This window comes from Streptomyces sp. NPDC044033, from assembly GCF_056434425.1.
This window is the reverse complement of sequence record NZ_JBWKFF010000016.1, coordinates 188,008-213,304: the sequence shown is the minus strand read 5'-3', so window position 1 is coordinate 213,304 and position 25,297 is coordinate 188,008. Positions and strand designations below refer to the sequence as shown.

Here is a 25,297-nt window from a genome sequence, read left to right as displayed (position 1 = left end):
GGGGTCGGTTGACATGCAACACGGTAAGTACCGTTTCATCGTGGGGTTCTTGGCCCTGCCCCTGGTGATCTACGGGGTCTTCGTCATATCGCCGTTCATCCAGGCCATCTACTACTCGTTCACGGACTGGACCGGCCTGAGCTCCGACTTCAAGATGGTCGGGTTCAAGAACTACCAACGCATGTTCAAGGACGATGTGTTCTGGACATCCGTCGGGCACAACGTCCTGCTGCTGTTGCTGCTGCCGTTGGTGACCATCGGGCTCGGCCTGTTCTTCGCGTTCATGCTCAATGTCGGCGGCCGCCGCCGGAAGAACGCGGCGATCGCCGGCGTGCGCGGTTCGAGCGTCTACAAAATCGTCTACTTCTTTCCGCAGGTGCTCTCGATCGCGATCGTCGCCCTGCTCTTCCAATTCGCCTACAACCCCAACAGCGGCGCCATCAACTCCTTGCTCAAGGCGATCGGGCTGGACTCCGTGCAGCCCGAATGGCTGGGCGACCCGAAACTCGCGCTGTGGTGCGTGATGGCGGTGATGGTGTGGAGCAACGTCGGCTTCTATGTGGTGCTGTTCTCCGCCGGAATGAGCTCCATTCCGAAGGATTACTACGAGGCCGCGCTCCTGGACGGCGCCAACCGCATCCAGAGCTTCTTCAAGATCACCCTGCCGCTGCTGTGGGACACCGTGCAGACCGGCTGGGTCTATATGGGGATCATGGCGCTGGACGGCTTCGCGGTCGTACAGATCATGACCGTGGGGCCCGGCGGCCCGGACTACTCCACCGAGCTGCTGTCCTTCTTCCTCTATACGAAGGCGTTCCGCGACGGGCAGGCCGGTTACGCCACCACGCTGGGGGTCGCCCTGCTCATCGTCACACTGATCTTCGCGGGCGTCGTCATGAAGCTCGGCCGGCGCGAGCGGCTGGAGTTCTGATGGGCCCGACGGCGGGGCGCCCGCGCCCGATGAGCCTGTTCCCGGCGAGCCCGATGACGGCTACGACCGGTACGTACGCGATCCGCTGCCCCACGGTCTTTGATCCGGGGGCAGTAGCCGAACCGGCGGCGGCAGTCGAACCGGCGGCGGCAACCGAACCGGCGGCGGCAGCCGGACTGAGGGCAGCAGCCGAAGTGGGGGGAGCACAGTGACCGCGCAAGCAGAGCCCTCGGGCCGTCCGGACGCGACGGAGACGGGAGCCGGGGCCGGGCCGGACGCCGGGGCCGGCGCCGGGACACCGCCGCGGGGCGGCGGCCCGGCCGGGATCGACTCGCCGAAGGGGCGCCTGGGCAGCGAGGGCAAGATCCTCAACGTCTTCTCGCACGGGACGCTGATCATCTGGGGGCTGATGGTCACCCTGCCGCTGCTGTGGGCGGTGATGAGCTCCCTCAAGGACGACAAGTCGATCTTCACCTCGCCCTGGTCGTTCCCGACGAGCCTGCACTTCGACAACTGGTCCCGCGCCTGGGACCAGGCCCACATGAGCCAGTACTTCCTCAACTCGATCATCGTGGTGGCCGGGTCGCTCACCGGGACCATGCTGCTCGGCTCCATGGCCGCCTACGTGCTGGCGCGGTTCGAGTTTCCGGGCAACCGCTTCATCTACTTCCTGTTCGTGGGCGGGATGAGCTTCCCGATCATCCTGGCGCTGGTGCCGCTGTTCTTCGTCATGAAGAACATGGGGCTGCTGGACACCTACCCGGGGCTGATCCTGGTCTACATCGCCTACTCCCTGCCGTTCACGATCTTCTTCATGAGCGGCTTCTTCCGAACGCTCCCGAGTTCGGTCGGCGAGGCGGCGATCATCGATGGCGCGTCCCACACCCGGACCTTCTTCCAGGTGATGCTGCCGATGGCCAAGCCGGGACTGATCAGCGTCGGCATCTTCAACTTCCTCGGCCAGTGGAACCAGTACCTGCTGCCGGCCGTGCTCAACGTCGGCGACGAGGAAAAGAAGCTGCTGCCCCAGGGGCTGGTGGCGCTGGCCGTCAGCCAGGGCTACAAGGGCGACTGGTCGGGGCTCTTCGCCGGCCTGGTGATAGCGATGCTCCCGGTCCTGGCCGCGTACATCATCTTCCAGCGCCAGGTGCAGAGCGGGCTGACGGCGGGAGCGATCAAGTAGCGGGCGGGGGCGCCGGGCTCCGCGTACGGGCCCGGCCCCCTGTTCCGCTCGCCCAGCCCCCTGCCCCCTGTTCCGCTCAGCGCAGCGTCCAGATCCAGCCCAGCGGGGTCAGCCCCAGGGTGCGGGCGACCGACTGGGAGGCGTGGTTGGCGGCGCTGGTGCTGTAGAAGAGCACCTCCTTGTTCCGGCGCTCGCGCTCCGACCAGGCGGCGACGACGGCCGGGGCGAGGCGCCGGCCGCGGAAGTCCGCGCGGGTCCAGATCCCCGCCTCCGCCGCCGTGGCGTTCGTGGCGGGGGAGAAGCAGATCGATACGGGCGCGTCGTCGTACACGGCCATCGCCCACTCGCCCAGCTCCCCGGCGATCAGCTCGGCCCATTCGCCCGGCTCCCAGTTCCCGGGGCGCGTCAGCGCTTCCGCGGCGCGCTTGCCGTCCTGGTCCGAGGCGATGAGGGGCAGCGAGGCCGGGGGCCGGGCGGTGAGGGCAGCGGGGAAGACATAGCTGGGGCCGCCCGAGATGCCCTCGGCCGCCGCGCCGAGCGAGTCGGCCAGCCGCTCCAGCGCGTGCGGCGTCTCGCCCGGCGCGTACGGCTGCGCCTCCTCCTGCGAACCGGCGTCGGGCTCCTCGGTGCCCGGCCGCAGCGCGAATACCCGGGCCCGAGGCGACCAGGACCACACCGCGCGCACCTTCGCGTCCCGCACACCGGGCAGTCTCCGGCCGGGCTCCTCGGTGAGTCCGTAGATCGCGTCCGCCTCTAGCCTCAGCAACTGCTCGTCGTCCCAATTCATGAAGCCAGGCTAGGACGTTGACGTTCCGCCGCCGGACCCGGCCGCCCTGCCCGGCTGCTCTGCCCGGCTGCTCTGCCCGGCTGCTCTGCCCGGCTGCTCTGCCCGGCCGCCCTGCCCGGCCGCCCTGCCCGGCCGCTCTGCCCGGTCGCGGCATCGGGCGGGGAGCGTGGGCGGAGGAGGCAGGCACATCAGGCCCGTAATCGAAAAGATGTCCTAACGTGGAAGGATTCACTTCGGCCCGGTCGGGGATGTCGCCGTTCAAGCTCTTGACGGGATACAACCGGGCCAGCTCAGCTTAGAGTTCATATGTTGGAGACATGGCCGGGCTCCACTGCTGTGGTCCGGCCGACGGGGCGGCCGTCGTGCCGTCTGTCGAGGCGGGAGTGGATGGGCGTGGAGACTCCGGGATCGCAGTCGTCGCTGCACCGGGCCAACCTTGAGCGGGTCGTGCGCGCGGTGCGGATGGCCGGGTCGCTCACCCAGGCGGAGATCGCCCGGACCACCGGGCTGTCCGCCGCCACGGTCTCCAACATCGTGCGGGAGTTGAAGGAAGGCGGCACCGTCGAGGTCACGCCGACCTCCTCCGGCGGGCGCCGGGCGCGCAGTGTCTCGCTCTCCGGGGACGCGGGCATCGTCGTCGGTGTCGACTTCGGGCATACGCACCTGCATGTCGCGATCGGCAACCTCGCGCACCAGGTGCTGGACGAGGTGACCGAGCCGCTGGACGTGGACGCCTCCGCCGCGCAGGGCATGGGCCGGGCCGAGCTGCTGGTCAGCCGGCTGATCGAGAGCAACGGCATCAGCCGCCCCAAGATCGTCGGGGTGGGGCTCGGCGTGCCCGGCCCCATCGACGTCGAGTCCGGGGTGCTGGGTTCGACCGCGATCCTGCCGGGGTGGGTCGGCACCAATCCGCGGGACGACCTCGGCGCCCGGCTCGGGGTGCCGGTGTACGTCGACAACGACGCCAACCTGGGCGCGCTCGGCGAGCTGGTCTGGGGCAGCGGGCGCGGCGCGGCCGATCTCGCGTACATCAAGGTGGCCAGCGGTGTCGGGGCCGGGCTGGTGATCAGCGGGCAGATCTACCGGGGCCCGGGCGGCACCGCCGGGGAGATCGGCCACATCACCCTCGACGAGTCCGGGCCGGTGTGCCGGTGCGGCAATCGCGGCTGCCTGGAGACGTTCGCCGCCGCCCGCTATGTGCTGCCGCTGCTGCACTCCAGCCACGGCCCGGACCTGACCGTGGAGCGGATGGTGGAGCTGGCCCGCGAGGGCGACCCCGGCTGCCGGCGGGTCATCGCGGACGTGGGGCGCCACATCGGCAGCGGCGTGGCGAACCTCTGCAATCTGCTCAACCCGAGCCGCGTCGTGCTCGGCGGCGATCTCGCGGACGCCGGTGAACTGGTGCTCGCCCCCATCCGCGACTCCGTCGCGCGGTACGCGATCCCCAGCGCGGCACGGCAGTTGGAGGTCGTGCCGGGCGCGTTGGGCGGCCGCGCCGAGGTGTTGGGCGCGCTGGCGCTCGTACTCAGCGAGATGGGTGACTCGACCCTGCTGGACCGGACGCAGCCGACCGGCACCGCCGCCCTCGCCTGACCACTGCCGCTCACGTCTCTTGAGTTCACGCAGATAACGAATGGCATCGTTGCCATCTCGTTAAGGATTTACTTCTTGACGCCCCTCTGGCAGCCGAGTTGACTTCCAGCCACCTCGGCCGCAACGTCGCGGCCTCGTCAGGGAGGTATCTCACGTGAACACGCATCTGCGTCGTGCTGCTGTGGCCATGGCCGCCGTCTCCATGGCCGCCGGGCTCGCCGCCTGTGGTTCGGCCAAGGAGGCCGGTGACAACGGTGGGAAGAAGAAGGACAAGAGCGGCCCGCTGACCATCGGCCTGCTGCTGCCGGAGAACCAGACCGCGCGGTACGAGCGGTTCGACAGGCCGCTCATGGAGAAGAAGATCAAGGAGTTGGCGGGCGCCGACACCAAGATCGTCTACGAGAACGCCAAGCAGGACCCGTCCGTTCAGCAGCAGCAGGTCGACACGGTGATCACCAAGAAGGTCGACGCGCTGATCCTGGACGCCGTGGACGCCAAGTCGATCGCCAGCTCGGTCAAGAAGGCCGACGAGGCGGGCATCCCCGTCGTCGCCTTCGACCGCCTCGCCGAGGGCCCCATCAAGGCGTACACCTCGGTCGACAACGAGCGCGTCGGCAAGATCCAGGGCGAGTCGCTGCTCAAGGAGCTCGGCGACAAGGCGTCCAAGGGCCAGATCGTCATGATGAACGGGTCGATCACCGACCCGAACGCCAAGTCCTACAAGGAGGGCGCCCACTCCGTACTCGACGGCAAGGTCAAGATCGGCCGGGAGTACGACACCAAGGAGTGGAAGCCGGAGAACGCCAACCAGAACATGAAGGGCGCCATCGCCTCGCTCGGCAAGGACAACATCGCCGGCGTCTACTCCGCCAACGACGGCATGGCGGGCGGCATCATCACCGCGCTCAAGGGCGCGGGCTACACCAAGCTCCCGCCCGTCACCGGCCAGGACGCCGAGCTCTCCGCCGTCCAGCGCATCCTCTCCGACGAGCAGTTCATGAGCGTCTACAAGCCCTACAAGCCCGAGGCGGACGCCGCCGCCGAGATGGCCGTCGCCCTCGCCAAGGGCAAGACGCTCGACGGCATCTCCAAGGCCACCGTCGACAGCGGCACCGTGAAGAAGGTCCCTTCCATCATCGTCACCCCCTTCGCGCTGACCAAGGCCGACATCGGCAAGTACGTCGGCAAGGAGGGCTTCTTCAACCTGGACGAGATCTGCACGGCCAAGTTCAAGGCCCAGTGCGACAAGGCCGGTCTGAAGTAAGCCGCCGATTCCCCTGCCCCGTACGGGAGTCGAGCGCGGTCCACAACTGAATCGCGCACCCTCTCGTACGGAAACAGCGCACCTCCTCGTACGGAAACAGCGCACCTCCTCGTACGGAAACAGCGCACCCCCGAAGACCGTCCGGCGCCCAGCGTCTCATCCCACCCCGCCGAGGGCCGGGCGCCGGATGCCACACCCCCGCCGGTCAGGCGGGCGAAGGAGATGATTCACGTGTCCGCTACGCCCGTGCTGGCGTTGCGCGGGGTCTCCAAGCGGTTCGGCGCCGTGCAGGCGCTCACCGACGTTGAGCTGGAGATCCACTCAGGCGAGGTGGTCGCCTTGGTCGGCGACAACGGCGCCGGCAAGTCCACCCTCGTCAAGACCATCGCAGGCGTCGGTCCCGCCGACGACGGCACCGTCGAGTGGGAGGGCAGGCCCGTCACCGTCGACCGGCCGCACACCGCCCAGGGGCTGGGCATCGCGACCGTCTACCAGGACCTCGCGCTCTGCGACAACCTCGACGTCGTCGGCAACCTCTACCTCGGCCGCGAGATCGTACGCGCCGGAATCCTCGACGAGGTCGAGATGGAGCGGAAATCCCGGGAACTGCTCTCGACCCTGTCGATCCGCATCCCGAGCGTACGCATCCCCGTGGCCTCGCTCTCCGGCGGCCAGCGGCAGACCGTCGCCATAGCCCGGTCGCTGCTGGGCGAGCCCAAGGTCGTCATCCTCGACGAGCCGACGGCCGCGCTGGGCGTCGAGCAGACCGCGCAGGTCCTCGACCTCGTGGAGCGGCTGCGCGAGCGCGGCCTCGGCGTGCTCCTCATCAGCCACAACATGGCCGACGTGAAGGCCGTCGCCGACCGGGTCGCGGTGCTGCGACTCGGCCGCAACAACGGCACGTTCGACGTACGGACCACGTCCCAGGAGGAGATCATCTCCGCCATCACCGGCGCCACGGAGAACGCCGTGACCCGTCGTGAGACGCGTACCACGGAGGCGCAAAAGTGAGTGCGAACCTGTCCCGGACCGAGGGCGAACCCACGGACGCCCCGGCCGCCGAGGGCGCCGTGACCGTCGTGGACCCCCGGCTCCTCGTGCGCCAGCAGGGCTTCAAGGGCTACCTCGACGACTTCGGGCGCAAGCTGCGCAGCGGCGAGCTGGGCTCGCTGCCCGTGGTCGTCGGCCTGATCGTCATCGCCCTCGTCTTCCAGTTCCAGAACTCGGCGTTCCTCGGCGCGCAGAACCTGAACAACCTCTTCATCGACGCGACCGGCACCGGGCTGATCGCCGTCGGCATCGTCTTCGTGCTGATCCTCGGCGAGATCGACCTGTCGGTGGGCTCGGTGAGCGGCATGGCCACCGCGGTCTTCGCCGTGCTGAACGTCAACAACGGCATGGCCGAATGGCAGGCGCTGATCCTCGCGGTGCTGAGCGGCGCGCTGGTCGGCGCGGTCCACGGCTTCTTCTTCGCCCGGATCGGCGTCCCGGCGTTCGTCGTCACCCTGGCCGGCCTGCTCGGCTGGAACGGGCTGATGCTCCAGATCCTCGGCTCCAACGGCACCATCAACCTGGACGCCGACGGGCTGCTCGCCAAGTTCACCAACTACTACTTCAGCGATGTCGCCGCCGCGTACGGGCTGGCGGTCCTCGCGGTGGTCGTCTTCTTCGGGCTGTCCTTCCTGGACAGCAGGCGGAGGGAGGCGGCGGGCGTGCCCAGCCGGCCGATGAGCGAGATCGTGCTGCGCACCGTCCTCGTCGCGGTGCCCGCCTTCCTCATCGCCTGGCTGTTCAACAACTACAAGGGGCTGCCGCTCGCGGTCGTCATCTTCCTCGCGTTCGTCATCGGGTTCGACTTCGTGCTGCGGCGCACGTCGTACGGGCGCAAGGTCTTCGCCCTCGGCGGCAGCGTCGAGGCCGCCCGCCGCGCGGGCATCAACGTCGTCGCCATCCGGATCTCCGTCTTCGCGCTCTCCGGCACGATGGCGGCGATCGGCGGTCTGTTCCTGGCCTCCCAGCTCAACGCCGCCAACCAGTCCTCCGGCGCGGGCAGCCTGCTGATGAACGCCATCGCGGCGGCCGTCATCGGCGGCACCAGCCTCTTCGGCGGCCGGGGCAAGACCTGGTCGGCGCTGCTCGGCGTCCTGGTCATCCAGGCGATCACGTCCGGCATGGCGCTGCTGGGCATCGCCGCGGCCATGCAGTACATGATCACCGGCGCGGTGCTGCTCGCCGCCGTGGTGATCGACTCGGTGTCCCGGAAGACGCAGAAGACGGCCGGCCGCGCGTAGCCGGGCGTGTGGGCCCCCTGTTCCAGGGGGCTTTTCCCGGGGCCTTGTGCAGAGCCGGGGGCGTCCCCGCCCCCGAACGCCGGACGAGCTGGCATACCAGCTCGTCCGGCGTTCGCCATCTGCCCGAAAGCCGCCGGGAAAGGCCGGGAACAGGCCGTTTCTCGCGTACAGGCCCGGGCAGTACCCCTGACTTGTCACCCGAATGGGTGACGTACATCGCATAGCCCGACCATCGCCGTCGCAGGCGGAACATTAGACTCGGCAAACCGGCAAGGCTCGACAGCTCAAAGCAAGGAGGCACAGTGCCAAAGGTGCCGCGCGAAGCGCGCCGTCCAGAGGCGGTGGCGGTCGACGGGCGGGAGCTGTTGACCCGCGTCAACGGACCCCGTGATCTGGACCGGCTGGGCCCGGAGCAGCTGGAGCGGCTGGCCGCGGAGATCCGGTCCTTCCTCGTCGACGCAGTCTCCAAGACCGGCGGACACCTCGGGCCCAACCTCGGTGTGGTGGAGCTGACCATCGCGCTGCACCGGGTCTTCGAGTCCCCGAAGGACCGGGTGCTCTTCGACACCGGCCACCAGAGCTATGTGCACAAGCTGCTCACCGGACGGCAGGACTTCGCCAAGCTGCGTACCAAGGGCGGGCTGTCGGGCTACCCTTCGCGCGCCGAGTCCGAGCACGACGTCATCGAGAACAGCCACGCCTCGACGGTCCTCGGCTGGGCCGACGGCCTCGCCAAGGCCAACCAGGTCCAGGGCCGGGACGACCACGTCGTCGCGGTGATCGGCGACGGGGCGCTCACCGGCGGCATGGCCTGGGAGGCGCTCAACAACATCGCCGACGCCCAGGACCGCCCGCTGGTCATCGTCGTCAACGACAACGAGCGCTCGTACGCGCCGACCATCGGCGGCCTGGCCAACCACCTCGCCACGCTCCGTACGACCGACGGTTACGAGCGGTTCCTCGCCCGCGGCAAGGACCTCCTGGAGCGCACCCCGGTCGTCGGCCGGCCGCTGTACGAGACCCTGCACGGCGCGAAGAAGGGCCTCAAGGACTTCATCGCCCCGCAGGGCATGTTCGAGGACCTCGGCCTGAAGTACCTCGGCCCGATCGACGGCCACGACATGGAGGCCCTGGAGTCCGCGCTCCAGCGCGCCAAGCGGTTCGGCGGCCCGGTCATCGTGCACTGCCTCACCGAGAAGGGCCGCGGCTACCAGCCGGCCGAGGAGGACGAGGCCGACCACTTCCACGGCATCGGCCCCATCCACCCCGACACCGGCCTGCCCATCGCCGAGTCCGGCATGGACTGGACCTCCGTCTTCGGCGAGGAGATGGTCAAGCTCGGCCACGAGCGCGAGGACATCGTCGCCATCACGGCGGCCATGCTCCAGCCAGTGGGCCTGACGAAGTTCGCCAAGGAGTTCCCGGGCCGCGTCTATGACGTCGGCATCGCCGAGCAGCACGCCGCCGTCTCGGCGGCCGGGCTCGCCACCGGCGGGCTGCACCCGGTCTTCGCGGTGTACGCCACCTTCCTCAACCGCGCCTTCGACCAGATCCTGATGGATGTGGCGCTGCACAAGTGCGGCGTCACCTTCGTCCTGGACCGGGCCGGGGTCACCGGCTCCGACGGCGCGTCCCACAACGGCATGTGGGACATGTCGATCCTCCAGTGCGTCCCCACCCTGCGGATCGCCGCGCCGCGCGACGCCGACCAGGTCCGCGCCCAGCTGCGGGAGGCCGTCGAGGTCGACGACGCGCCGACCGTCGTGCGCTACTCCAAGGGCGCGGTCGGCCCCGCCGTGGCGGCCGTCGGCCGGGTCGGCGGCATGGACGTCCTGCGCGAGCCCACCGACCCGACCGAGCGGCCGGACGTGCTCCTGGTCTCCGTCGGCGCGCTGGCCCCGATGTGCCTGGAGATCGCCGCCCTCCTCGACAAGCAGGGCATCTCGACGACCGTCGTCGACCCGCGCTGGGTCAAGCCGGTCGACGAGGCGCTGCCGGCGCTCGCCGAGCGGCACCGCGTCGTCGTCACCGTCGAGGACAACAGCCGCTCGGGCGGCGTGGGCTCGGCCGTCGCGCAGGCGCTGCGCGACGCGGGCGTGGACCTGCCGCTGCGTGACTTCGGCATCCCGCCGCGCTTCCTCGACCACGCCTCCCGCAAGGAGGTCATGGCGGAGATCGGGCTGACGGCGCCGGACATCGCCCGCCAGGTGACGGGGCTCGTCGCGAAGATCGACGGCAAGTACGAGCAGGCCGACGCCGCCCCGAGGGCGGCGGAGACGGCCCGCGACTGAGCGACGCCGGTACGCACAGCGGTACGGCCGCGGCCGCATGGACCTGGTCCGTGCGGGCGCGTTCGCATGGGCGGGCGCGTTCGCATGGGCGGGCGCCGCGCGCTCCGGGGGGCGGCCCGTCGGGCGGGACCGGCCGTCCTCCGTGATCGGCGGTAAGGGGCTCTGCTGCACGGGCCCGTATGCATGGGGCCGGCCGCCCCCTCCCGTACGCGCACCGTCCCCCCGATCCGGCCCTCGGGTCCCCCTTCGAGCGGTTCTGGGGGACACCCGGCATACCCGCCCCCGCGTCACTTCGGGTGAATCCCGCGGCTCCAGGCCGTGGGGCGCTAGGCATGGCCCCGAACATTGCGGAGACTCGCCCAGTTCAGGGTGGGTGACGGCCGAGCAGGCGGAGGTGCGGCGATGAGTGGTACGTCGGGGGATACGGCGCGCGGAGGCGGCAAGGGGGGCGAGACGGGAGAGGGGGGCAAAGGGGCCCGGGGCGGCGTTCTGCGGACCAAGACGATCGAGCAGTCGATCCAGGACACCGAGGAGCCGGAGCACGCGCTCCGCAAGTCGCTCTCCGCCCTCGACCTCACGGTCTTCGGCGTCGGCGTGGTCATCGGCACCGGCATCTTCGTGCTGACCGGCAAGATCGCGAAGGAGACGGCGGGCCCCGCGGTCGCCCTCGCCTTCGTCGTCGCCGGCCTGGTGTGCGCGCTCGCGGCGCTCTGTTACGCCGAGTTCGCCTCGACCGTCCCGGTCGCGGGCTCCGCGTACACCTTCTCGTACGCCTCGCTCGGCGAACTCCCCGCCTGGATCATCGGCTGGGACCTGATCCTGGAGCTCGCGCTCGGCTGCGCCGTCGTCGCCGTCGGCTGGTCCGGCTATGTGCGCTCGCTGCTGGAGACGGCGGGCTGGCGGGTGCCGGACGTGCTGTCCGGGGCGGGCGGCGGGCACTTCGGCTTCGATCTGTTCGCCTGCCTGCTGGTGCTCCTGCTGACCGGCATCCTCATCGTCGGGATAAAGCTGTCCTCGCGGGTGACGTCGATCGTGGTCGGCGTCAAGGTCGCCGTGGTGCTGGTGGTCGTCATCGTGGGCTCCTTCTTCATCAACGGCGACAACTACAAGCCCTTCGTCCCGCCCACCGAGCCCAGCAGCGGCGGCGACGGGCTGGCGGCGCCGCTCGCCCAGCTGATGTTCGGCTTCGCGCCGTCCAACTTCGGCGTGATGGGCATCTTCTCGGCCGCCGCCGTGGTCTTCTTCGCCTTCATCGGCTTCGACATCGTCGCCACCGCAGCCGAGGAGACCCGCAATCCGCAGCGCGATGTGCCGCGCGGCATCCTCGGCTCGCTCGCCATCTGCACCGTGCTGTACGTGGCCGTGTCGGTGGTCGTCACCGGCATGCAGAAGTACAGCTCACTGACGGTCGACGCGCCGCTCGCCGACGCCTTCAAGGCGGTCGGGCACCCCTTCTGGGCCGGTCTGATCAGCTTCGGCGCGGTGGTCGGCCTGACCTCCGTCTGCATGATCCTGCTGCTCGGCCAGAGCCGGGTGTTCTTCGCGATGAGCCGGGACGGGCTGCTGCCCACGGTCTTCTCGCGCGTGCACCCGCGGTTCGGCACGCCGTACCGCTCGACGATCGCGCTCGGCCTCGTCGTCGCGGCCGTCGCCGGGTTCACCTCGATCGACGTGCTGGCCGAACTGGTCAACATCGGCACTCTCTTCGCCTTCGTCGTGGTCGCGCTCGGCGTGATCATCCTGCGCCGGACCCGTCCCGACGTGCCGCGCTCGTTCCGCACCCCGCTGGTGCCGCTCGTCCCCGTGCTGTCCGTGCTGGCCTCGCTGTGGCTGATGCTGAACCTGCCCGCGGAGACCTGGCTGCGGTTCGGGGCGTGGATGGTGCTGGGGTTCGTCGTCTACTTCGTGTACGGGCAGCGGCACAGCCGGGTGCGGGCGCGGGAGAAGCGGTAGCTGTCACGCCGGCCGGGCCACGAGCCGCCGCTCCGACCGGACTACGAGCCGTCACGCAGGCCGGACTACGAGCTGGCCTGCCGTCCGGGGTCGGCCTGTCCGGGTTCGGTCTGTCCGGCGTCCCGCCGTCCGGCGTCGGTCTGCCCGGCTTCGGGTCGTACGGTTCGGGGCCCGGCCACCTCGGCGCCCAGCGCCGCCACGCGCGCCCTCAGCTCCCGGTCGGCCGTCACCACGACGCAGCGCCGCCCGTCCGCCCGGTGCGCGACCAGTTCCACGATGCGGTCGTCCCCGCTGCCGTCCGCCGCGTCGGTCCGTACGCCCGGCACGGAGGCGACCCGGCGGGCCGCGCCCTCCACCACGAGGACGATCTCCAGCGGGGGCTCCAGGGCGGCGCCGGGGAGGCCGTCCGCGGCGTAGGGGGCGAGGCGGTCGCGCAGCCGCTCGGCGGCCCCCTGGCGGTCGCGCCACCAGCCGTCGGGCACCGACCCGACGACGTTCGCCGCGTCCACGATCAGCAGGGTGTGCATGGCAACAGGGTCGCACGCGCCGGGTGCGGGCGCCGGGACGGGAGGCGATCGCGGGCGGAAGGCGCCACGGGGCCCAGTGATATTGTCGATGGCCATCGGTTTGTGTGCCGGACAGTGCCGCGCACCGCGGAATTCGTTCTTCAGGAAGGTTGGCGGCGAGTCATGCACACCCCCACCACCGGCTGGCTGCTGCGCGGTACGGACGGCCGGCTCACGGCCTACGCCCCGGGAGCGGAGGGCATCGCCCGCTGGACCGAGGAGCGCCCCGGCGGCCCCGCCTGGACCGGCCCCGAACTGCTGGCCGCGCCGGGGCTGCTGCCCTATCTGTCGGTGGCCCAAGGGCCCGACGGCTACGCGCACTTGGTGGGGCTGCGGCGGCAGACGAAGGACGACGGCGAGGTCACGACGGACGTCGTGCACGCCACGCAGTTCCAGCCCGGCCGGCCGCCGACGATGTGGCGGGCCCTGGGCACGCCCTACGGCGGCAACTGGCGCAAGGCGGAGCAGATCGGTCTGCCGGCGGCGGTCGTAGGAGACTCCGGCGCCCTGCACGTCTTCCTGCGCAACGCCGGGGGAGGCGTGTGCGGGCGCAGACAGGACGCCAAGGGTTCCTGGGGCGGCTGGATGGACCTCAAGGGCTACGACCTGCTCGAAGGGCTCTCCGCCGCCGCGACCGGTGACGGCCGCGTCGACGTGATCGCCCCCGCGCGCGACGGCGCGCACCGGTGGAGCCAGGAGAAGCCGGGCGGCGACCTGAAGCGGGCCGAGGCGGTGCCGGCGGCCGCGGCGGTGGATTCCGCGGCGTCCGCAGCGACGGGCGAGACCTGCGTCACCCATTTCTGGCGGGACGCCGAGGACGGCGAGGTACGCGCCTGGCGGGCGGGTGCCGAGGGCGAGCCGGACGGCGTCGTGGGCTCGCTCGGCGGCGGCGCCGGTACGGGTCCGGTCGCCCTGCTCCGTACGGCCATCGACGGCCACGACTGCACGGTGCTCGCCCAGCGCACCGCCGTCGGCCGGGTGGCCGTCGCCGCGTATCCGACGGGGGACGAGACCGCGGGCGCGTTCTGGTCGGAGACGGGCGGGGAGTGCGTGGGCGTGCCCGCGCTGGCGCTGGACGCGCGGGGGCGCGTGGTGCTGGCGGCCATCGCGGCCGACGGCGGGCTGCGCGTGGCCCGGCAGAAGGAGGATGAGCCGGGCTTGGCGCTGGGGGCCTGGACCCCGGCCTGACGGCTGCTTCGGCGGGGGCGGCAGGAGGCTTCACCGTACGTCCGTACGTCCGCCCTGCCCGTGCCGTACGCCCAGGCGGTCCCGTACGCCCTGCCGCCCCCGGCCTCACTCCCTCCTCACGCTATTCACCCCTTCACCCTTCACCCCTTCATCCACGAACGCGCGATCTCGCTCAGCGCCGCGACCAGCCGGGCCCGGGACTTGGCGGAGTCGCGGAGTTCGCGGCTGTTCTCGTCGTGGAGGAAGGTGACGCCGTGGTCGGCGGCGGTCTGCGCCTGGACGTTGGTGGTGCCTTCGAGGCGGCCGCAGTCCTGGGACCAGGCGCGGCAGACGGCGAACCCGGCGGTGGAGAGCTTCTTCGCGGCCTGGCGGGCGGGGTCCGCGTCGGCTTCGTCGGGGCCGGGGGAGAGCACGATGTCGTGGTCCGGTGAGCTGTCGTCGGCGAAGCCGTGCACCTGGATCGCGGGGACGTGGCGGGCGACCAGCCCGGTGCAGATCGTGTCGAAGACGGAGTCCTGCCGGTGGGCCATGTCTGCCGAGACGCCCTTGCCCGCGTCGCGGGGGGCTCCGGCGAGCACCATGATGCCGCCGGGCGTCCGGGCGAAGAGGCCGGCGCCGATCAGTTCGGTGTGCAAGTCGGAGCGCGGGTGCGGGACTTGGACGCTCCAGCGGACGCGCCGATCGAGGTCGATGTAGACGCGGCCCCAGCCGCGGCCCGTCCGATGTTTCTCTGTGATCTCGGCCACCGTGCGGTCCGTGCCCGCCAGCCGGGCGGTGCGGACGGTGTAGTCGACGGCCGAGAGGCGCTCGCGGGCCTTGTCGAGCTTGCCGTCGAGCACCTTGGCGACGCCGTCGCCGAGCGCGTCCCGCTGGTCGGCGGTCGGGGTGCGGTAGCCGCCGTGGCGGGGGAAGCCCGACACATAGTCGCCGACCTCCTCGGTCAGGTGCTGCACGGGCCGTGCCGGGGTCGAGCGGGATATGAGGAGCGCGGTGATGATCGCCAGGACCCCCGCCACACACAGGAGGGAAAACGTGATGAGGGCGGCGGGTCGTCGGCGGAGTGACTTGACTGCGCGGAATTGCATGGAGATACAGCGTAGGCGGTCTTGGCGGGCGAATTGTCACGGCCGGGACCCGGGTTGATCCAATCCACAATCTCTTGTGTCGGATTTATGAGAACCGTGTGTCAACGCTGGTAAAACAACATGTCAACTCTATGTGGCGATACCGGGTTTGTGTTTCGGGCGGATGGTCGGCCTCCGCGAATGCTGTTAATCATGAGATACGATGCTCGCCAATTCATGAACTGGCGTGCCGAACTTCCCTGACCAGGAGCGATGCCATGCAGGCAGCGGGGGCTGCCCCTCGACCGCCACAGGCCCGGCGCAAGCGCGCGAATATGCCGTTGCTCGGTGGCGTACAGCCACCAATAGCGGCGTTGTTGGCCTTGTTGGTGGCAATTTCCGCCCTTACCTCTCTTACCGTCGGTAGCTCCGACGACCACTCCGTCTCGCGGGCCATCGTCGAGTCCCAGGAGCATGTCGCGACCGATGCGGCGCGTTCTCTCGGCTCTTCTCTCGAACAGAACACAGACGATCTTCGAGATGCCGTAGCAATACTCGAACAACATTCACCAAAACCTCCCGAATCGGTGCTGAGTTCACTCAGTGCCGCTTATCGGAAGTGGCGCGGACTCGCGGTCGTGGACCCCAAGACGGGCCGGCTGCTCGCCGCGCGCGGCGAGACCGTACCGCTCGACAAGTTCGACGGGCGCTCGGACGACAGCCTCCGGCCCCGGCTGGTGACCGCCGACTCCGGCGCGCCCCGGCTGCTCTCCTTCGCCTACCTCGACGGGCCGAACGGAGCGGAACAGCTGGTCGTCGCCGCGGGCACGCTGCGGCTGCCCGCCGAGCGCGACAACCGCACCACCTTCGTCACCGGCCCCGGCGGACGCGTCATCGCGGCCTCCGGCGACCAGGCCGACAACTCCGGCGTGCGCAAGCTCGCCGCGAGCGACGCCGGGCCCGTACGCCGCGACGGCGACCGCTACTTCGCCGTCGGCCGCGCGGACGTCCCCGGCGGCGACCGCGTCCAGCGCCTCGGGCTCTCCGTCGCCACCACCGTCCCGGTACCCTCCGGCACCGCCGTCGGCAGCGACCGGTTCCTCGGCCCGCTGGCCGCCGTCGTGCTCCTGGTGATCGGCCTCGCCGTCGCCTGGTGGCTCGTACGCCGCGTCCAACGGCCCCTGCGCGGGCTGGACATGGAGGCCGCCCGGCTCGTACGCGGCAGCCTGGACCGGCCCGTGGACGTGCCCGGCCGTGGCGAGTCCGCCCGGATCGGCAGGGCGCTGGAGGCGCTGCGCCGCCAGCTCCTCGGCGAGCGGCCCGAGCCCTCGGCCGCGAAGCCGGTACGCGGCGGGCTGCGGGTGACGGCCCTGTGCTGCGCTGCCCTCATCACCGCCTGGGCGGTGGCGCTGCCCGTACTCAACCTCGCCGACGGCCGGGGCCCCGTACCCGCGCAGACCGCCCAGGACCAGCGGTACCGCACCGAAGCGGCCTCCGAGCGCGTCCGGCGCACCCTCGGCGAGGGGATCGCCGACCTGTCCTCGGTCGCCCGGCTCGGCGCCGCGGGCGGTGCCCGCACCGGCGAGGTCATGGACGCGCTGCTGCCCAAGCACCCCGAGTGGAGCGCCCTGTACCTCATGGACGGGGACGGGGAGATCCTGCTGCGCTCCGGCACCGCGAAGGGCGGCGTCGACCGCAAGGCGGTCCTCGGCGGTGCGAGGAACGCGAAGAGCGCGGAGCCCACCGTCGTCCAGCTCAACCACGGCGGCAAGGTGCCGGTCTCCGCCGCCGTCGTCCCCTACGGGGAGGGCGGGCGCCGGCTCGTCGGCGAGTTCCAGCCCGCGGCCTTCAACGGGCTGCTCAGCCGCCCCGGACTCGGCCGGTCCTGGCTCGTCGACGCCCACAACCGGGTGATCGGTTCCAACCAGGGCTTCATCGCCTTCAGCGCGCAGCCCGGCCACAAGGCCCGTACGCTCACCGCCGCCGCGCCCGTCAAGGGCACCGCGCCGGTGGACGGCCTCGGCTGGCGCGTCGTCACCCAGAAGCCGCTGTCCTGGCTGCCGTTGGCCTCGTACGAGACACAGCGGCGCGCGATCCTCGTGGGGCTGCTCGCCTTCACCGCCGCGCTGCTCTGCCTCGGCTGGCTCCACCTGACCGTGATCCGGCCGCTGCGCGCCGTCGACCGGTTGGCCGCGGCGCTCGCGGCGGGCGACCGTACGAGCGTGATCTACCCGCGCCACCACGACGAGGTCGGTTCGCTCGCCCGCTCCCTCGAACTCATCAGACAGCGGCTCGCGGACGCCGACCGCCATGGCGCGGACGCCGAACGCCCCCTTTCCACCGTCCTCCAGGGCAACTGACAAGCAGGGACATGCTCTTCCTCTACAGCGTCTTCCTCATCGCCTCCCTCACCCTCCTCGTCGCGGGCATCGTCGAACAGCGCCGGCACTACGCGGCCCTCGAAGCGATACCTCAACGGGTGCTCGTCAACGGCATCCGCGGCAAGAGCTCCATCACCCGGCTGTGCGCGGGCGCGCTGCGCGGCGGCGACCTCACCACCGTCGCCAAGACCACCGGCACCGCCGCCCGCTTCATCCACCCGGACGCCACGGAGGAGCCGGTCTACCGCAAGTTCGGCATCGCCAACGTCGTCGAGCAGATCGGCATCGTCCGTCGCGCCGCCTCCTACCGGCCGGACGCGCTGGTCATCGAGTGCATGGCGGTGATGCCGGCCCTCCAGGAGGTCAACCAGACCAAGCTGATCCGCTCCACCATCGGCGTGCTCTGCAACGTCCGCGAGGACCATCTCGCCGAGATGGGCCCCACCCTCGACGACGTGGCCCGCTCGCTGTGCCGCTCCATGCCCGTCGGCGGCATCTGCGTGACCGCCGAACGGGACCGGCTGCACATCCTGCGCGAGGAGGCGGCCGCGCGGAACTGCGAGCTGATCGTCGCCGACCCGGAGACGGTCTCCGACGAGGAGCTGCGCGGCTTCAGCTGGTTCACCTTCAAGGAGAACGTCGCCATCGCCGTGGCCGTCGCCGAACTCCTCGGCGTGGAGCGCGCGACGGCGCTCCAGGGCATGTACGACGCGCCGCCGGACCCCGGCGTCCTCTCGGTCGAGAAGTACCGCACGCCCAGCGGCCACCGGCTCTCCTTCGCCAACGTCTTCGCCGCCAACGACCCCGAGTCGACGCTGATGAACGTCCGCCAGCTGCTCGGCCTCGGCGCGATCGACCGGCCCCTGCACGTCGTCATCAACTGCCGGCCCGACCGCGTCGAACGCAACGGCCAGATGGGCGCGATCATCCCCGACCTCGACCCCGACACCGTCTTCCTCATCGGCCACCCCACCAGGAGCGCCCGGGACGGCATCCCCGCCCACTGGAACGGCCGCGTCGTCGACCTCGGCGGCGACAGCCGCGACCCCGACGAACTGCTCGCCCAGCTCCTCGACGCGATGCCCGGCGACGCCTCCCTGGTGGCCGTCGGCAACATCCACGGCCAGGGCGAACACCTCCTGGAACGGCTCGCCCTGCTGCCGGACGCCGAGTCCGCCGAGGCCCGTACGGGCGCCTCCTCCCACATCCCTGTCCAGCGCACCCCCCACAGCTCCCGCACTGGAGACACCACCCCGTGACCCCCGTCGAACTCACCCCGGACATGGCCGCCATCGGCATCGCCCTGGGGCTGCTCTTCTCGCTCGTCTGCTACCTGACGACCAACCTCTCGCCCGGCGGGATGATCACCCCCGGCTGGCTGGCGCTGACCCTCGTCGGCGACGTCCGGCTCTTCGCGATGGTCCTCGGCGTCACCGTGCTGACCTACATCTCCACCCGGGTGCTGCAAGGCGCCGTCATCCTGTACGGGAAGCGGCTGTTCGCGGCGGTCGTACTGTGCGGCGTCCTGCTCCAGGCCACGCTGTACCTGATCCTCCAGCAGCAGTTCCCGATGCTGTTCGCGCACCAGACCCTGGGCTACATCGTCCCGGGCCTCATCGCCTACCAGCTGGTCCGCCAGCCGCCCCGCGCCACTCTGGTCTCGACCGCCACGGTCACGCTGGGCGCGTATGTGGTGCTGACCGCGGGCGTGCTGCTCGGCGCGCTCCCGAGCGTCTGACCTCCCCGCCGTACAAGCGCCGTGCAAGCGAGCGCCGTACAAGACGACCCGCTGAGACGACCTCGCGCCGACGAAAGGCCCTCATACCCATGGCAGCCCGCATCAAGAGCCGGCTCCCGCTCGCCGCCCTCTGCGCCCTCGCCGTCACGGCCGGCGCCCTGACCTACCAACTCCACGCCGACCCCACGGCGGCCGAGTCCCCGGACCCCACCGCCCGCCACACCCGCCTCCCGTCCGCCCTCGTCGGCGGCACGTCCGGCTACCGCTACGACCGGCTCACCGGCCCCGGCCGCACCGTGGTGCGCGACAGCTCGGGCGCCGTCCTGGCCACTCTCACCGACGGGGCCCGCACCGCCGTGCTCACCGGCCCCGGCCGTACGTTCTCCGAGCCGCGCGCCACCAAGTCCACGGTGGTCACCGACAGCTGGGTGCGGCTGCTGCCCCGGGCCTGGAAGCCCGGCCAGGAGCGCGCCAAGTGGTTCACCGACTGGCTGCGCACCTACCACGGCAGCCGGGCGCCGGACGTCTTCGACGTCTCCATGCAGTACGTGCGCGGGGCCGAGGCCAAGAAGGACGCCAAGGGGCTCCGCTACGCGGGCGGCGCGTCCTTCGGCCCGCTCAACCCCAAGGGCACGCACGGCCGGGACCTGCGCCTGGAGCAGTCCGACTTCTACCAGTACCTGGGGAAGCGGTGGACCTTCCCCGACTCCGGCACCGCCGCCCCCGAGAGGGTCCGGTACGGCTCCGTCGACTGCTCCGGCTATGTGCGGCTCGTCTACGGCTACCGCTCCGGGTACCCGCTGCTCGGCTCCGACCACAAGGGCGCGGGCCTGCCTCGTACGGCCAACGGCATGGCCACCGTCGGCCCCGGGGTCTCCGTCATCGCGAACCGCCGCGGCCGCCCCACCGAACTGGACGCGCTGCAACCGGGTGACCTGGTCTTCTTCGACATCGACCGGCGCACGGGCCGACGGCTCGACCACTCGGGCATCTACCTCGGCCTCGACACCGACGGGCATCCGCGTTTCGTCTCCAGCCGGGAGGAGAGCAACGGGCCCACCCTCGGCGACGCGGGCGGCGACTCGCGCCTCGACGGCCCCGGCTACTACGGGAAGGGGCTGCGCAGCGCCAAGCGGCTCTGACGCCCGCCGACATCCCCTCGAACGCCGTGTGGCGGGACCCCTCGCCAAAGGGGCCCCGCCACACGCTCGTACGATCCGGCTCCCGGCTACGCGGGCACGCTCGCGACGCCCGGGGCCAGGAAGCGCTTGCCGTTGACCCGCTCGGAGACGCCCTCGCGGTCCAGGTACGGGGTGACGCCGCCCAGGTGGAAGGGCCAGCCCGCGCCGGTGATCAGGCACAGGTCGATGTCCTGCGCCTCGGCCACGACGCCCTCGTCCAGCATCAAGCCGATCTCCTGCGCCACCGCGTCCAGGACGCGGTCGCGCGCCTCCTGCTCGGTCAGGACCGTATCGCCCTGCTTGAGGAGGGACAGCACCTCCGGGTCCAGCTCGGGCTTCCCGGAGTCGTGCACGTAGAACCCGCGCTTGCCGGCCTTCACGACCGCCGCCAGGTTCGGTGAGACCGTGAAGCGGTCCGGGAACGCGCCGTGCAGCGTCTCGGAGACGTGCAGCCCGATCGCCGGTCCCACCAGTTCCAGCAGCACCAGCGGGGACATCGGCAGCCCGAGCGGCTCGACGGCCTTCTCGGCGACCTCGATGGGCGTGCCCTCGTCGATGACGTTCTGGACCTCGCCCATGAAACGGGTCAGCACGCGGTTGACGACGAACGCCGGGGCGTCCTTGACCAGCACGGCCGTCTTCTTCAGCGACTTGGCGACCGCGAAGGCGGTGGCCAGCGACGCGTCGTCGGTCCGCTCCGCCCGGACGATCTCCAGCAGCGGCAGGATCGCGACCGGGTTGAAGAAGTGGAAGCCCACGACCCGCTCGGGGTGCTTGAGCTTCGACGCCATCTCGCTGACGGAGAGCGAGGAGGTGTTGGTGGCGAGGATCGCGTGGGCCGGGACGGCCGCCTCGACCTCCGCGAACACCTGCTGCTTGACGCCCATCTCCTCGAAGACGGCCTCGATGACGAAGTCCGCGTCGCCGAAGGCCGCGGCCTTGTCCAGCGAGCCGGAGACCAGGCCCTTGAGGCGGTTGGCCTTGTCCTGGTTGACGCGGCCCTTGAGGAGCAGCTTGTCGATCTCGCCGTGGACGTAGCCGACGCCCTTGTCCACCCGCTCCTGGTCGATGTCGGTCAGCACGACCGGCACCTCCAGACGGCGCGCGAAGAGCAGCGCCAGCTGCGAGGCCATCAGTCCGGCGCCGACCACGCCGACCTTGGTGACCGGGCGGGCGAGGGACTTGTCCGGGGCCCCGGCCGGGCGCTTGGCGCGCTTCTGCACCAGGTTGAAGGCGTAGATGCCGCTGCGCAGCTCCCCGCCCATGATCAGGTCGGCGAGCGCCTGGCTCTCGGCCTCGAAGCCGGCCCGCAGGTCGCCGTTCTTGGCCGCCGCGATGATGTCGAGCGCGCGGTACGCGGCCGGGGCCGCGCCGTGCACCTTGGAGTCGGCGATGAACCGGCCTCGCGCGACGGCCTGGTCCCACGCCTCGCCGCGGTCCACCTCGGCCCGTACGACCTCGGTGGTGCCGCCGAGGACCGACGCGGTCCAGATCAGCGACTGCTCCAGGAAGTCCGCGCCCTCGAAGAGCGCGTCGGCGATGCCGAGTTCGAAGACCTGCGCGCCCTTGAGCTGGCGGTTCTGGTTGAGCGAGTTCTCGATGACGACGGAGACCGCGCGGTCCGCGCCGATCAGGTTCGGCAGCAGCACACAGCCGCCCCAGCCCGGTACGAGGCCCAGGAAGACCTCGGGCAGCGAGAAGGCGGGCAGCGCCTTGGAGACGGTGCGGTACGTGCAGTGCAGGCCGACCTCGACGCCGCCGCCCATCGCCGCGCCGTTGTAGTACGCGAAGGTGGGGACCGCCAGCGACGACAGCCGCTTGAAGACGTCATGGCCGCCCTTGCCGATGGCGTACGCGTCCTCGTGCCGCTTCAGCAGCTCGACGCCCTTGAGGTCGGCGCCGACCGCGAAGATGAACGGCTTGCCGGTGATGCCGACGCCGGTGATCGTGCCGTCCGCCGCCTCCTTCTCCACCTGGTCGATGGCCGCGTCCAGATGCGCCAGCGACTGGGGGCCGAAGGTGGTCGGCTTGGTGTGGTCCAGGCCGTTGTCCAGCGTGATGAGCGCGAACCTGCCCGCGCCGCCCGGCAGATCGAGGTGGCGGACGTGCGCCCGCGTCACGACCTCGTCCGGGAACAGTTCGGCCGCGCCCTGCAACAGCTCAGCGGTGGTCGTCACTTGCCTGCCCCTTCGAAGTGCGGGTTCTCCCAGATCACGGTGCCACCCATGCCGAAACCGACGCACATGGTGGTGATGCCGTAACGGACGTCGGGCTGCTCCTCGAACTGCCGCGCCAGCTGCGTCATCAGCCGCACGCCGGAGGAGGCCAGCGGGTGGCCGAAGGCGATGGCCCCGCCGTACTGGTTGACGCGCGGGTCGTCGTCGGCGATGCCGTAGTGGTCCAGGAGCGAGAGCACCTGCACCGCGAACGCCTCGTTGATCTCGAACAGGCCGATGTCGTCGATCGACAGCCCCGCCTGCGCGAGCGCCTTCTCGGTCGCCGGGACCGGGCCGATGCCCATGACCTCGGGCTCGACGCCCGCGAAGGAGTACGCGACCAGCCGCATCTTCACGGGCAGGCCCAGCTCGCGCGCCACGTCCTCGGCGGCGATCAGCGAGGCGGTGGCACCGTCGTTGAGTCCGGCGGCGTTGCCGGCGGTGACCCGGCCGTGCGGGCGGAACGGCGTCTTGAGCGACGCCAGGTTCGCCAGCGTCGTCCCCGGCCGCATCGGCTCGTCGACGGTGGCCAGCCCCCAGCCGGTCTCCCCCGCCTCGGCGTTGGTGCGGCGCACGGAGACCGGCACCAGGTCGGCCTGGATCTTGCCGTCGGCGTACGCCTTCGCGGCCTTCTCCTGGCTGCGGACCGCGTACTCGTCGGCGCGCTCCTTGGTGATGTGCGGCAGCCGGTCGTGCAGGTTCTCCGCCGTCATGCCCATGAAGAGGGCGGACTCGTCGACCAGCTTCTCCGAGACGAAGCGCGGGTTGGGGTCCACTCCCTCGCCCATCGGGTGCCGGCCCATGTGCTCGACACCGCCCGCGACGGCGATGTCGTACGCCCCGAAGGAGACGCCGCCCGCGATGCTGGTGACGGCGGTCATCGCGCCCGCGCACATCCGGTCGATGGAGAAGCCCGGCACGGACTGGGGGAGACCGGCCAGGATGCCGGCGGTACGGCCCAGGGTCAGGCCCTGGTCGCCGATCTGCGTCGTGGCGGCGAGGGCGACCTCGTCGATACGGCCCGGGTCCAGGTCCGGGTTGCGGCGCAGCAGCTCCCGGATGCAGTTGACGACCATGTCGTCGGCGCGGGTCTCGTGGTAAATGCCCTTCGGGCCCGCCTTGCCGAACGGGGTGCGGACACCGTCGACGAAGACGACGTCCCTAGCGGTACGAGGCACGTTGGCTCTCCTCCAGTTGCGTACGGGCGCTACGAGGGCACAGCCGTGCCGAGCCGGGGCACGGCGTTGGCTCCCACCGCCATGCTACTTGCGGGTAACCAGGCTGCCCAGCCCCCTTGGCCCAAGCGGCGAAGGTCACACAGCACCCGGCCGAAAAAAGACCCCCGCCCACCGGGCGAGCCGGGGGGCGGGGGACGTGGGGCGAGAAGGCGTCACTCCACCTCGGCCCGCAGTGCCTCGGTGAGGACCGGGGTGACCTGCTCGATCTGCCAGGGGCGCGCGCCGTGGCCGGTGAGGACGGCGGCGACCGCTTCCGGTGTCGGGTTGGCCGGTGGCTCCCAGCACAGGCGCCGCACGGTGTCCGGGGTGATCAGGTTCTCCTGCGGCAGGTTCAGCTGCTCGGCGAGGTCCGAGACGCCCGCGCGTGCGGCGGACAGCCGGGCGGCCGCCACCGGGTCCTTGTCGGCCCAGGCGCGCGGCGGCGGGGGGCCGGTCAGGGCCTGGCCGGGCTGCGGGAGTTCGCCGTCCGGCAGGGCGCGGGCCCGGTCTACGGCCGCCTGCCACTGTTCGAGCTGCTTGCGGCCCATCCGGTGGCCGAAGCCGGGCAGCGCCGCCAGGGCGTGCGCGTTCGGCGGGGTGCCCAGCGCGGCCTCGATGATCGCGCTGTCGCCGAGCACCTTGCCCGGCGAGACGTCGCGGCGCTGCGCGATCTGGTCGCGGGCGGTCCACAGTTCGCGCACCACGGCCATCTGCCGCCGGCGGCGGACCTTGTGCATGCCGGAGGTGCGGCGCCAGGGGTCCTTGCGCGGCGGCGCGGGCGGCGCGGCGGCGATGGCCGCGAATTCCTGGTGCGCCCACTCCAGCTTGCCCTGCCGGGTCAGCTCCTCCTCCAGCGCGTCGCGCAGGTCGACGAGGAGCTCCACGTCCAGCGCGGCGTAGCGCAGCCACGGGTCGGGCAGCGGCCGGGTCGACCAGTCGACCGCGGAGTGCCCCTTCTCCAGGGCGTAGCCGAGTACGTTCTCGACCATCGCGCCGAGCCCCACCCGGGCGAATCCGGCGAGCCGTCCCGCGAGCTCCGTGTCGAAGAGCCGCGTCGGCGTCATGCCTATTTCGCGGAGGCAGGGGAGGTCCTGAGTGGCGGCGTGCAGGATCCACTCGGCGTCGGCGACGGCCGCGCCGAGGGCGCTGAGGTCGGGGCAGCCGACCGGGTCGATGAGCGCGGTGCCCGCGCCCTCGCGGCGCAGCTGGACGAGGTAGGCGCGCTGCCCGTAGCGGTAGCCGGAGGCGCGTTCGGCGTCGACGGCGAGCGGGCCGGTGGCCGCCGCGAAGGCGGCGACGACTCCGGCCAGCGCGTCGGCGTCGGCCACGACGGGCGGCATGCCCTCGCGTGGCTCCAACAAGGGGATCGGCGCCGAATCGACGTCGTCCGGGGGAGCGCCCCCGGTGGTTCGCAGTGTCATTTCTTCTGCGGTCTCTTGGGCGTCGGTCACCG

The 25,297-nt window shown here is 71.2% G+C and carries 18 protein-coding genes and 1 pseudogene; 13 read left to right on the top strand and 6 right to left on the bottom strand.

All coding sequences use genetic code 11. The features are described 5' to 3' along the window. Window positions 1-13 precede the first annotated feature (13 nt). Both AC07AB_RS26720 and AC07AB_RS26715 read left to right on the top strand, forming a co-directional pair. Window positions 14-931, top strand: coding sequence for a carbohydrate ABC transporter permease (locus tag AC07AB_RS26720; RefSeq protein ID WP_478571542.1), 918 nt, complete (start codon window positions 14-16; stop codon window positions 929-931). 208 nt (window positions 932-1,139) lie between these two features. Beyond that, window positions 1,140-2,114, top strand: coding sequence for a carbohydrate ABC transporter permease (locus AC07AB_RS26715; protein ID WP_478571539.1), 975 nt, complete (start codon window positions 1,140-1,142; stop codon window positions 2,112-2,114). A gap of 76 nt (window positions 2,115-2,190) precedes the next feature. Here AC07AB_RS26715 and AC07AB_RS26710 read toward each other — a convergent pair whose 3' ends face one another. Continuing rightward, a complete protein-coding gene (locus tag AC07AB_RS26710; RefSeq protein ID WP_478571536.1) occupies window positions 2,191-2,901 on the bottom strand; it encodes a GNAT family N-acetyltransferase in 711 nt (236 codons plus the stop codon). 393 nt (window positions 2,902-3,294) lie between these two features. On the opposite strand from AC07AB_RS26710, the gene AC07AB_RS26705 reads away from it, so the two are divergent. The 6 genes from AC07AB_RS26705 to AC07AB_RS26680 all read left to right on the top strand — a co-directional run bounded on the left by AC07AB_RS26705 (window position 3,295) and on the right by AC07AB_RS26680 (window position 12,293). Then, complete coding sequence (locus tag AC07AB_RS26705) at window positions 3,295-4,494, top strand: ROK family transcriptional regulator (RefSeq protein ID WP_478571533.1); 1,200 nt, start codon at window positions 3,295-3,297, stop codon at window positions 4,492-4,494. 154 nt (window positions 4,495-4,648) lie between these two features. Then, window positions 4,649-5,758, top strand: coding sequence for a substrate-binding domain-containing protein (locus AC07AB_RS26700; RefSeq protein ID WP_478571530.1), 1,110 nt, complete (start codon window positions 4,649-4,651; stop codon window positions 5,756-5,758). A 222-nt stretch (window positions 5,759-5,980) separates the two neighbouring features. After that, on the top strand, window positions 5,981-6,769 hold the full coding sequence (locus AC07AB_RS26695; RefSeq protein WP_478571527.1) for an ATP-binding cassette domain-containing protein: 789 nt from the start codon (window positions 5,981-5,983) through the stop codon (window positions 6,767-6,769). Next, complete coding sequence (locus tag AC07AB_RS26690; RefSeq protein WP_478571524.1) at window positions 6,766-8,049, top strand: sugar ABC transporter permease; 1,284 nt, start codon at window positions 6,766-6,768, stop codon at window positions 8,047-8,049. The genes AC07AB_RS26695 and AC07AB_RS26690 overlap by 4 nt, the downstream gene beginning before the upstream one ends. A gap of 362 nt (window positions 8,050-8,411) precedes the next feature. Next, window positions 8,412-10,340: a 1-deoxy-D-xylulose-5-phosphate synthase gene (gene dxs / locus AC07AB_RS26685; RefSeq protein ID WP_478571619.1), complete on the top strand. Its 1,929-nt coding sequence runs from the start codon at window positions 8,412-8,414 to the stop codon at window positions 10,338-10,340. 402 nt (window positions 10,341-10,742) lie between these two features. Further along, the gene (locus AC07AB_RS26680; protein ID WP_478571522.1) at window positions 10,743-12,293 is read left to right on the top strand and encodes an amino acid permease; all 1,551 of its coding nucleotides are present in this window, start codon (window positions 10,743-10,745) and stop codon (window positions 12,291-12,293) included. Between the two features lie 149 nt (window positions 12,294-12,442). On the opposite strand, the pseudogene AC07AB_RS26675 reads toward AC07AB_RS26680, so the two are convergent. Beyond that, window positions 12,443-12,820: pseudogene (locus AC07AB_RS26675) on the bottom strand (PIN domain-containing protein); the annotation flags it as partial. A 162-nt stretch (window positions 12,821-12,982) separates the two neighbouring features. Between AC07AB_RS26675 and AC07AB_RS26670 the strand changes: the two are divergent. Further along, the gene (locus AC07AB_RS26670; protein WP_478571520.1) at window positions 12,983-14,047 is read left to right on the top strand and encodes a PLL family lectin; all 1,065 of its coding nucleotides are present in this window, start codon (window positions 12,983-12,985) and stop codon (window positions 14,045-14,047) included. A 140-nt stretch (window positions 14,048-14,187) separates the two neighbouring features. Here the strand turns inward: AC07AB_RS26670 and AC07AB_RS26665 are convergent, their stop codons facing one another. Then, entirely contained in the window at window positions 14,188-15,132 is a 945-nt protein-coding gene (locus tag AC07AB_RS26665; RefSeq protein WP_478571519.1) for a hypothetical protein, read from the bottom strand. A gap of 617 nt (window positions 15,133-15,749) precedes the next feature. Between AC07AB_RS26665 and AC07AB_RS26660 the strand changes: the two genes are divergently transcribed. From AC07AB_RS26660 to AC07AB_RS26645, 4 genes are all read left to right on the top strand, one after another. After that, window positions 15,750-17,471 carry a HAMP domain-containing protein gene (locus AC07AB_RS26660; protein ID WP_478571516.1) on the top strand — a complete coding sequence of 574 codons (1,722 nt, stop codon included), beginning with the start codon at window positions 15,750-15,752 and terminating at the stop codon, window positions 17,469-17,471. A gap of 11 nt (window positions 17,472-17,482) precedes the next feature. Further along, window positions 17,483-18,751 (top strand): poly-gamma-glutamate synthase PgsB, encoded by a 1,269-nt coding sequence (gene pgsB / locus AC07AB_RS26655; RefSeq protein ID WP_478571513.1) that lies wholly within the window; start codon window positions 17,483-17,485, stop codon window positions 18,749-18,751. Continuing rightward, entirely contained in the window at window positions 18,748-19,230 is a 483-nt protein-coding gene (locus tag AC07AB_RS26650) for a poly-gamma-glutamate biosynthesis protein PgsC/CapC (RefSeq protein ID WP_478571512.1), read from the top strand. The genes pgsB and AC07AB_RS26650 overlap by 4 nt, the downstream gene beginning before the upstream one ends. 89 nt (window positions 19,231-19,319) lie before the next feature. Further along, window positions 19,320-20,372 (top strand): NlpC/P60 family protein, encoded by a 1,053-nt coding sequence (locus AC07AB_RS26645; RefSeq protein ID WP_478571510.1) that lies wholly within the window; start codon window positions 19,320-19,322, stop codon window positions 20,370-20,372. Window positions 20,373-20,458: 86 nt separating this feature from the next. Here AC07AB_RS26645 and AC07AB_RS26640 read toward each other — a convergent pair whose 3' ends face one another. The 3 genes from AC07AB_RS26640 to AC07AB_RS26630 all read right to left on the bottom strand — a co-directional run bounded on the left by AC07AB_RS26640 (window position 20,459) and on the right by AC07AB_RS26630 (window position 25,295). Beyond that, window positions 20,459-22,588: a 3-hydroxyacyl-CoA dehydrogenase NAD-binding domain-containing protein gene (locus AC07AB_RS26640; protein ID WP_478571508.1), complete on the bottom strand. Its 2,130-nt coding sequence runs from the start codon at window positions 22,586-22,588 to the stop codon at window positions 20,459-20,461. Continuing rightward, the gene (locus tag AC07AB_RS26635) at window positions 22,585-23,805 is read right to left on the bottom strand and encodes a thiolase family protein (protein ID WP_478571505.1); all 1,221 of its coding nucleotides are present in this window, start codon (window positions 23,803-23,805) and stop codon (window positions 22,585-22,587) included. The genes AC07AB_RS26640 and AC07AB_RS26635 overlap by 4 nt, the downstream gene beginning before the upstream one ends. 212 nt (window positions 23,806-24,017) lie before the next feature. Next, the gene (locus AC07AB_RS26630; protein ID WP_478571502.1) at window positions 24,018-25,295 is read right to left on the bottom strand and encodes an HRDC domain-containing protein; all 1,278 of its coding nucleotides are present in this window, start codon (window positions 25,293-25,295) and stop codon (window positions 24,018-24,020) included. Window positions 25,296-25,297: the final 2 nt, after the last annotated feature.

Coding starts and splice junctions, on each gene's coding strand:
- pgsB (WP_478571513.1), top strand. CDS start 17,483: ATGCTCTTCCTCTACAGCGTCTTCCTCATCGCCTCCCTCACCCTCCTC.
- AC07AB_RS26695 (WP_478571527.1), top strand. CDS start 5,981: ATGATTCACGTGTCCGCTACGCCCGTGCTGGCGTTGCGCGGGGTCTCC.
- AC07AB_RS26720 (WP_478571542.1), top strand. CDS start 14: ATGCAACACGGTAAGTACCGTTTCATCGTGGGGTTCTTGGCCCTGCCC.
- AC07AB_RS26645 (WP_478571510.1), top strand. CDS start 19,320: ATGGCAGCCCGCATCAAGAGCCGGCTCCCGCTCGCCGCCCTCTGCGCC.
- AC07AB_RS26665 (WP_478571519.1), bottom strand. CDS start 15,132: ATGCAATTCCGCGCAGTCAAGTCACTCCGCCGACGACCCGCCGCCCTC.
- AC07AB_RS26670 (WP_478571520.1), top strand. CDS start 12,983: ATGCACACCCCCACCACCGGCTGGCTGCTGCGCGGTACGGACGGCCGG.
- AC07AB_RS26680 (WP_478571522.1), top strand. CDS start 10,743: ATGAGTGGTACGTCGGGGGATACGGCGCGCGGAGGCGGCAAGGGGGGC.
- AC07AB_RS26710 (WP_478571536.1), bottom strand. CDS start 2,901: ATGAATTGGGACGACGAGCAGTTGCTGAGGCTAGAGGCGGACGCGATC.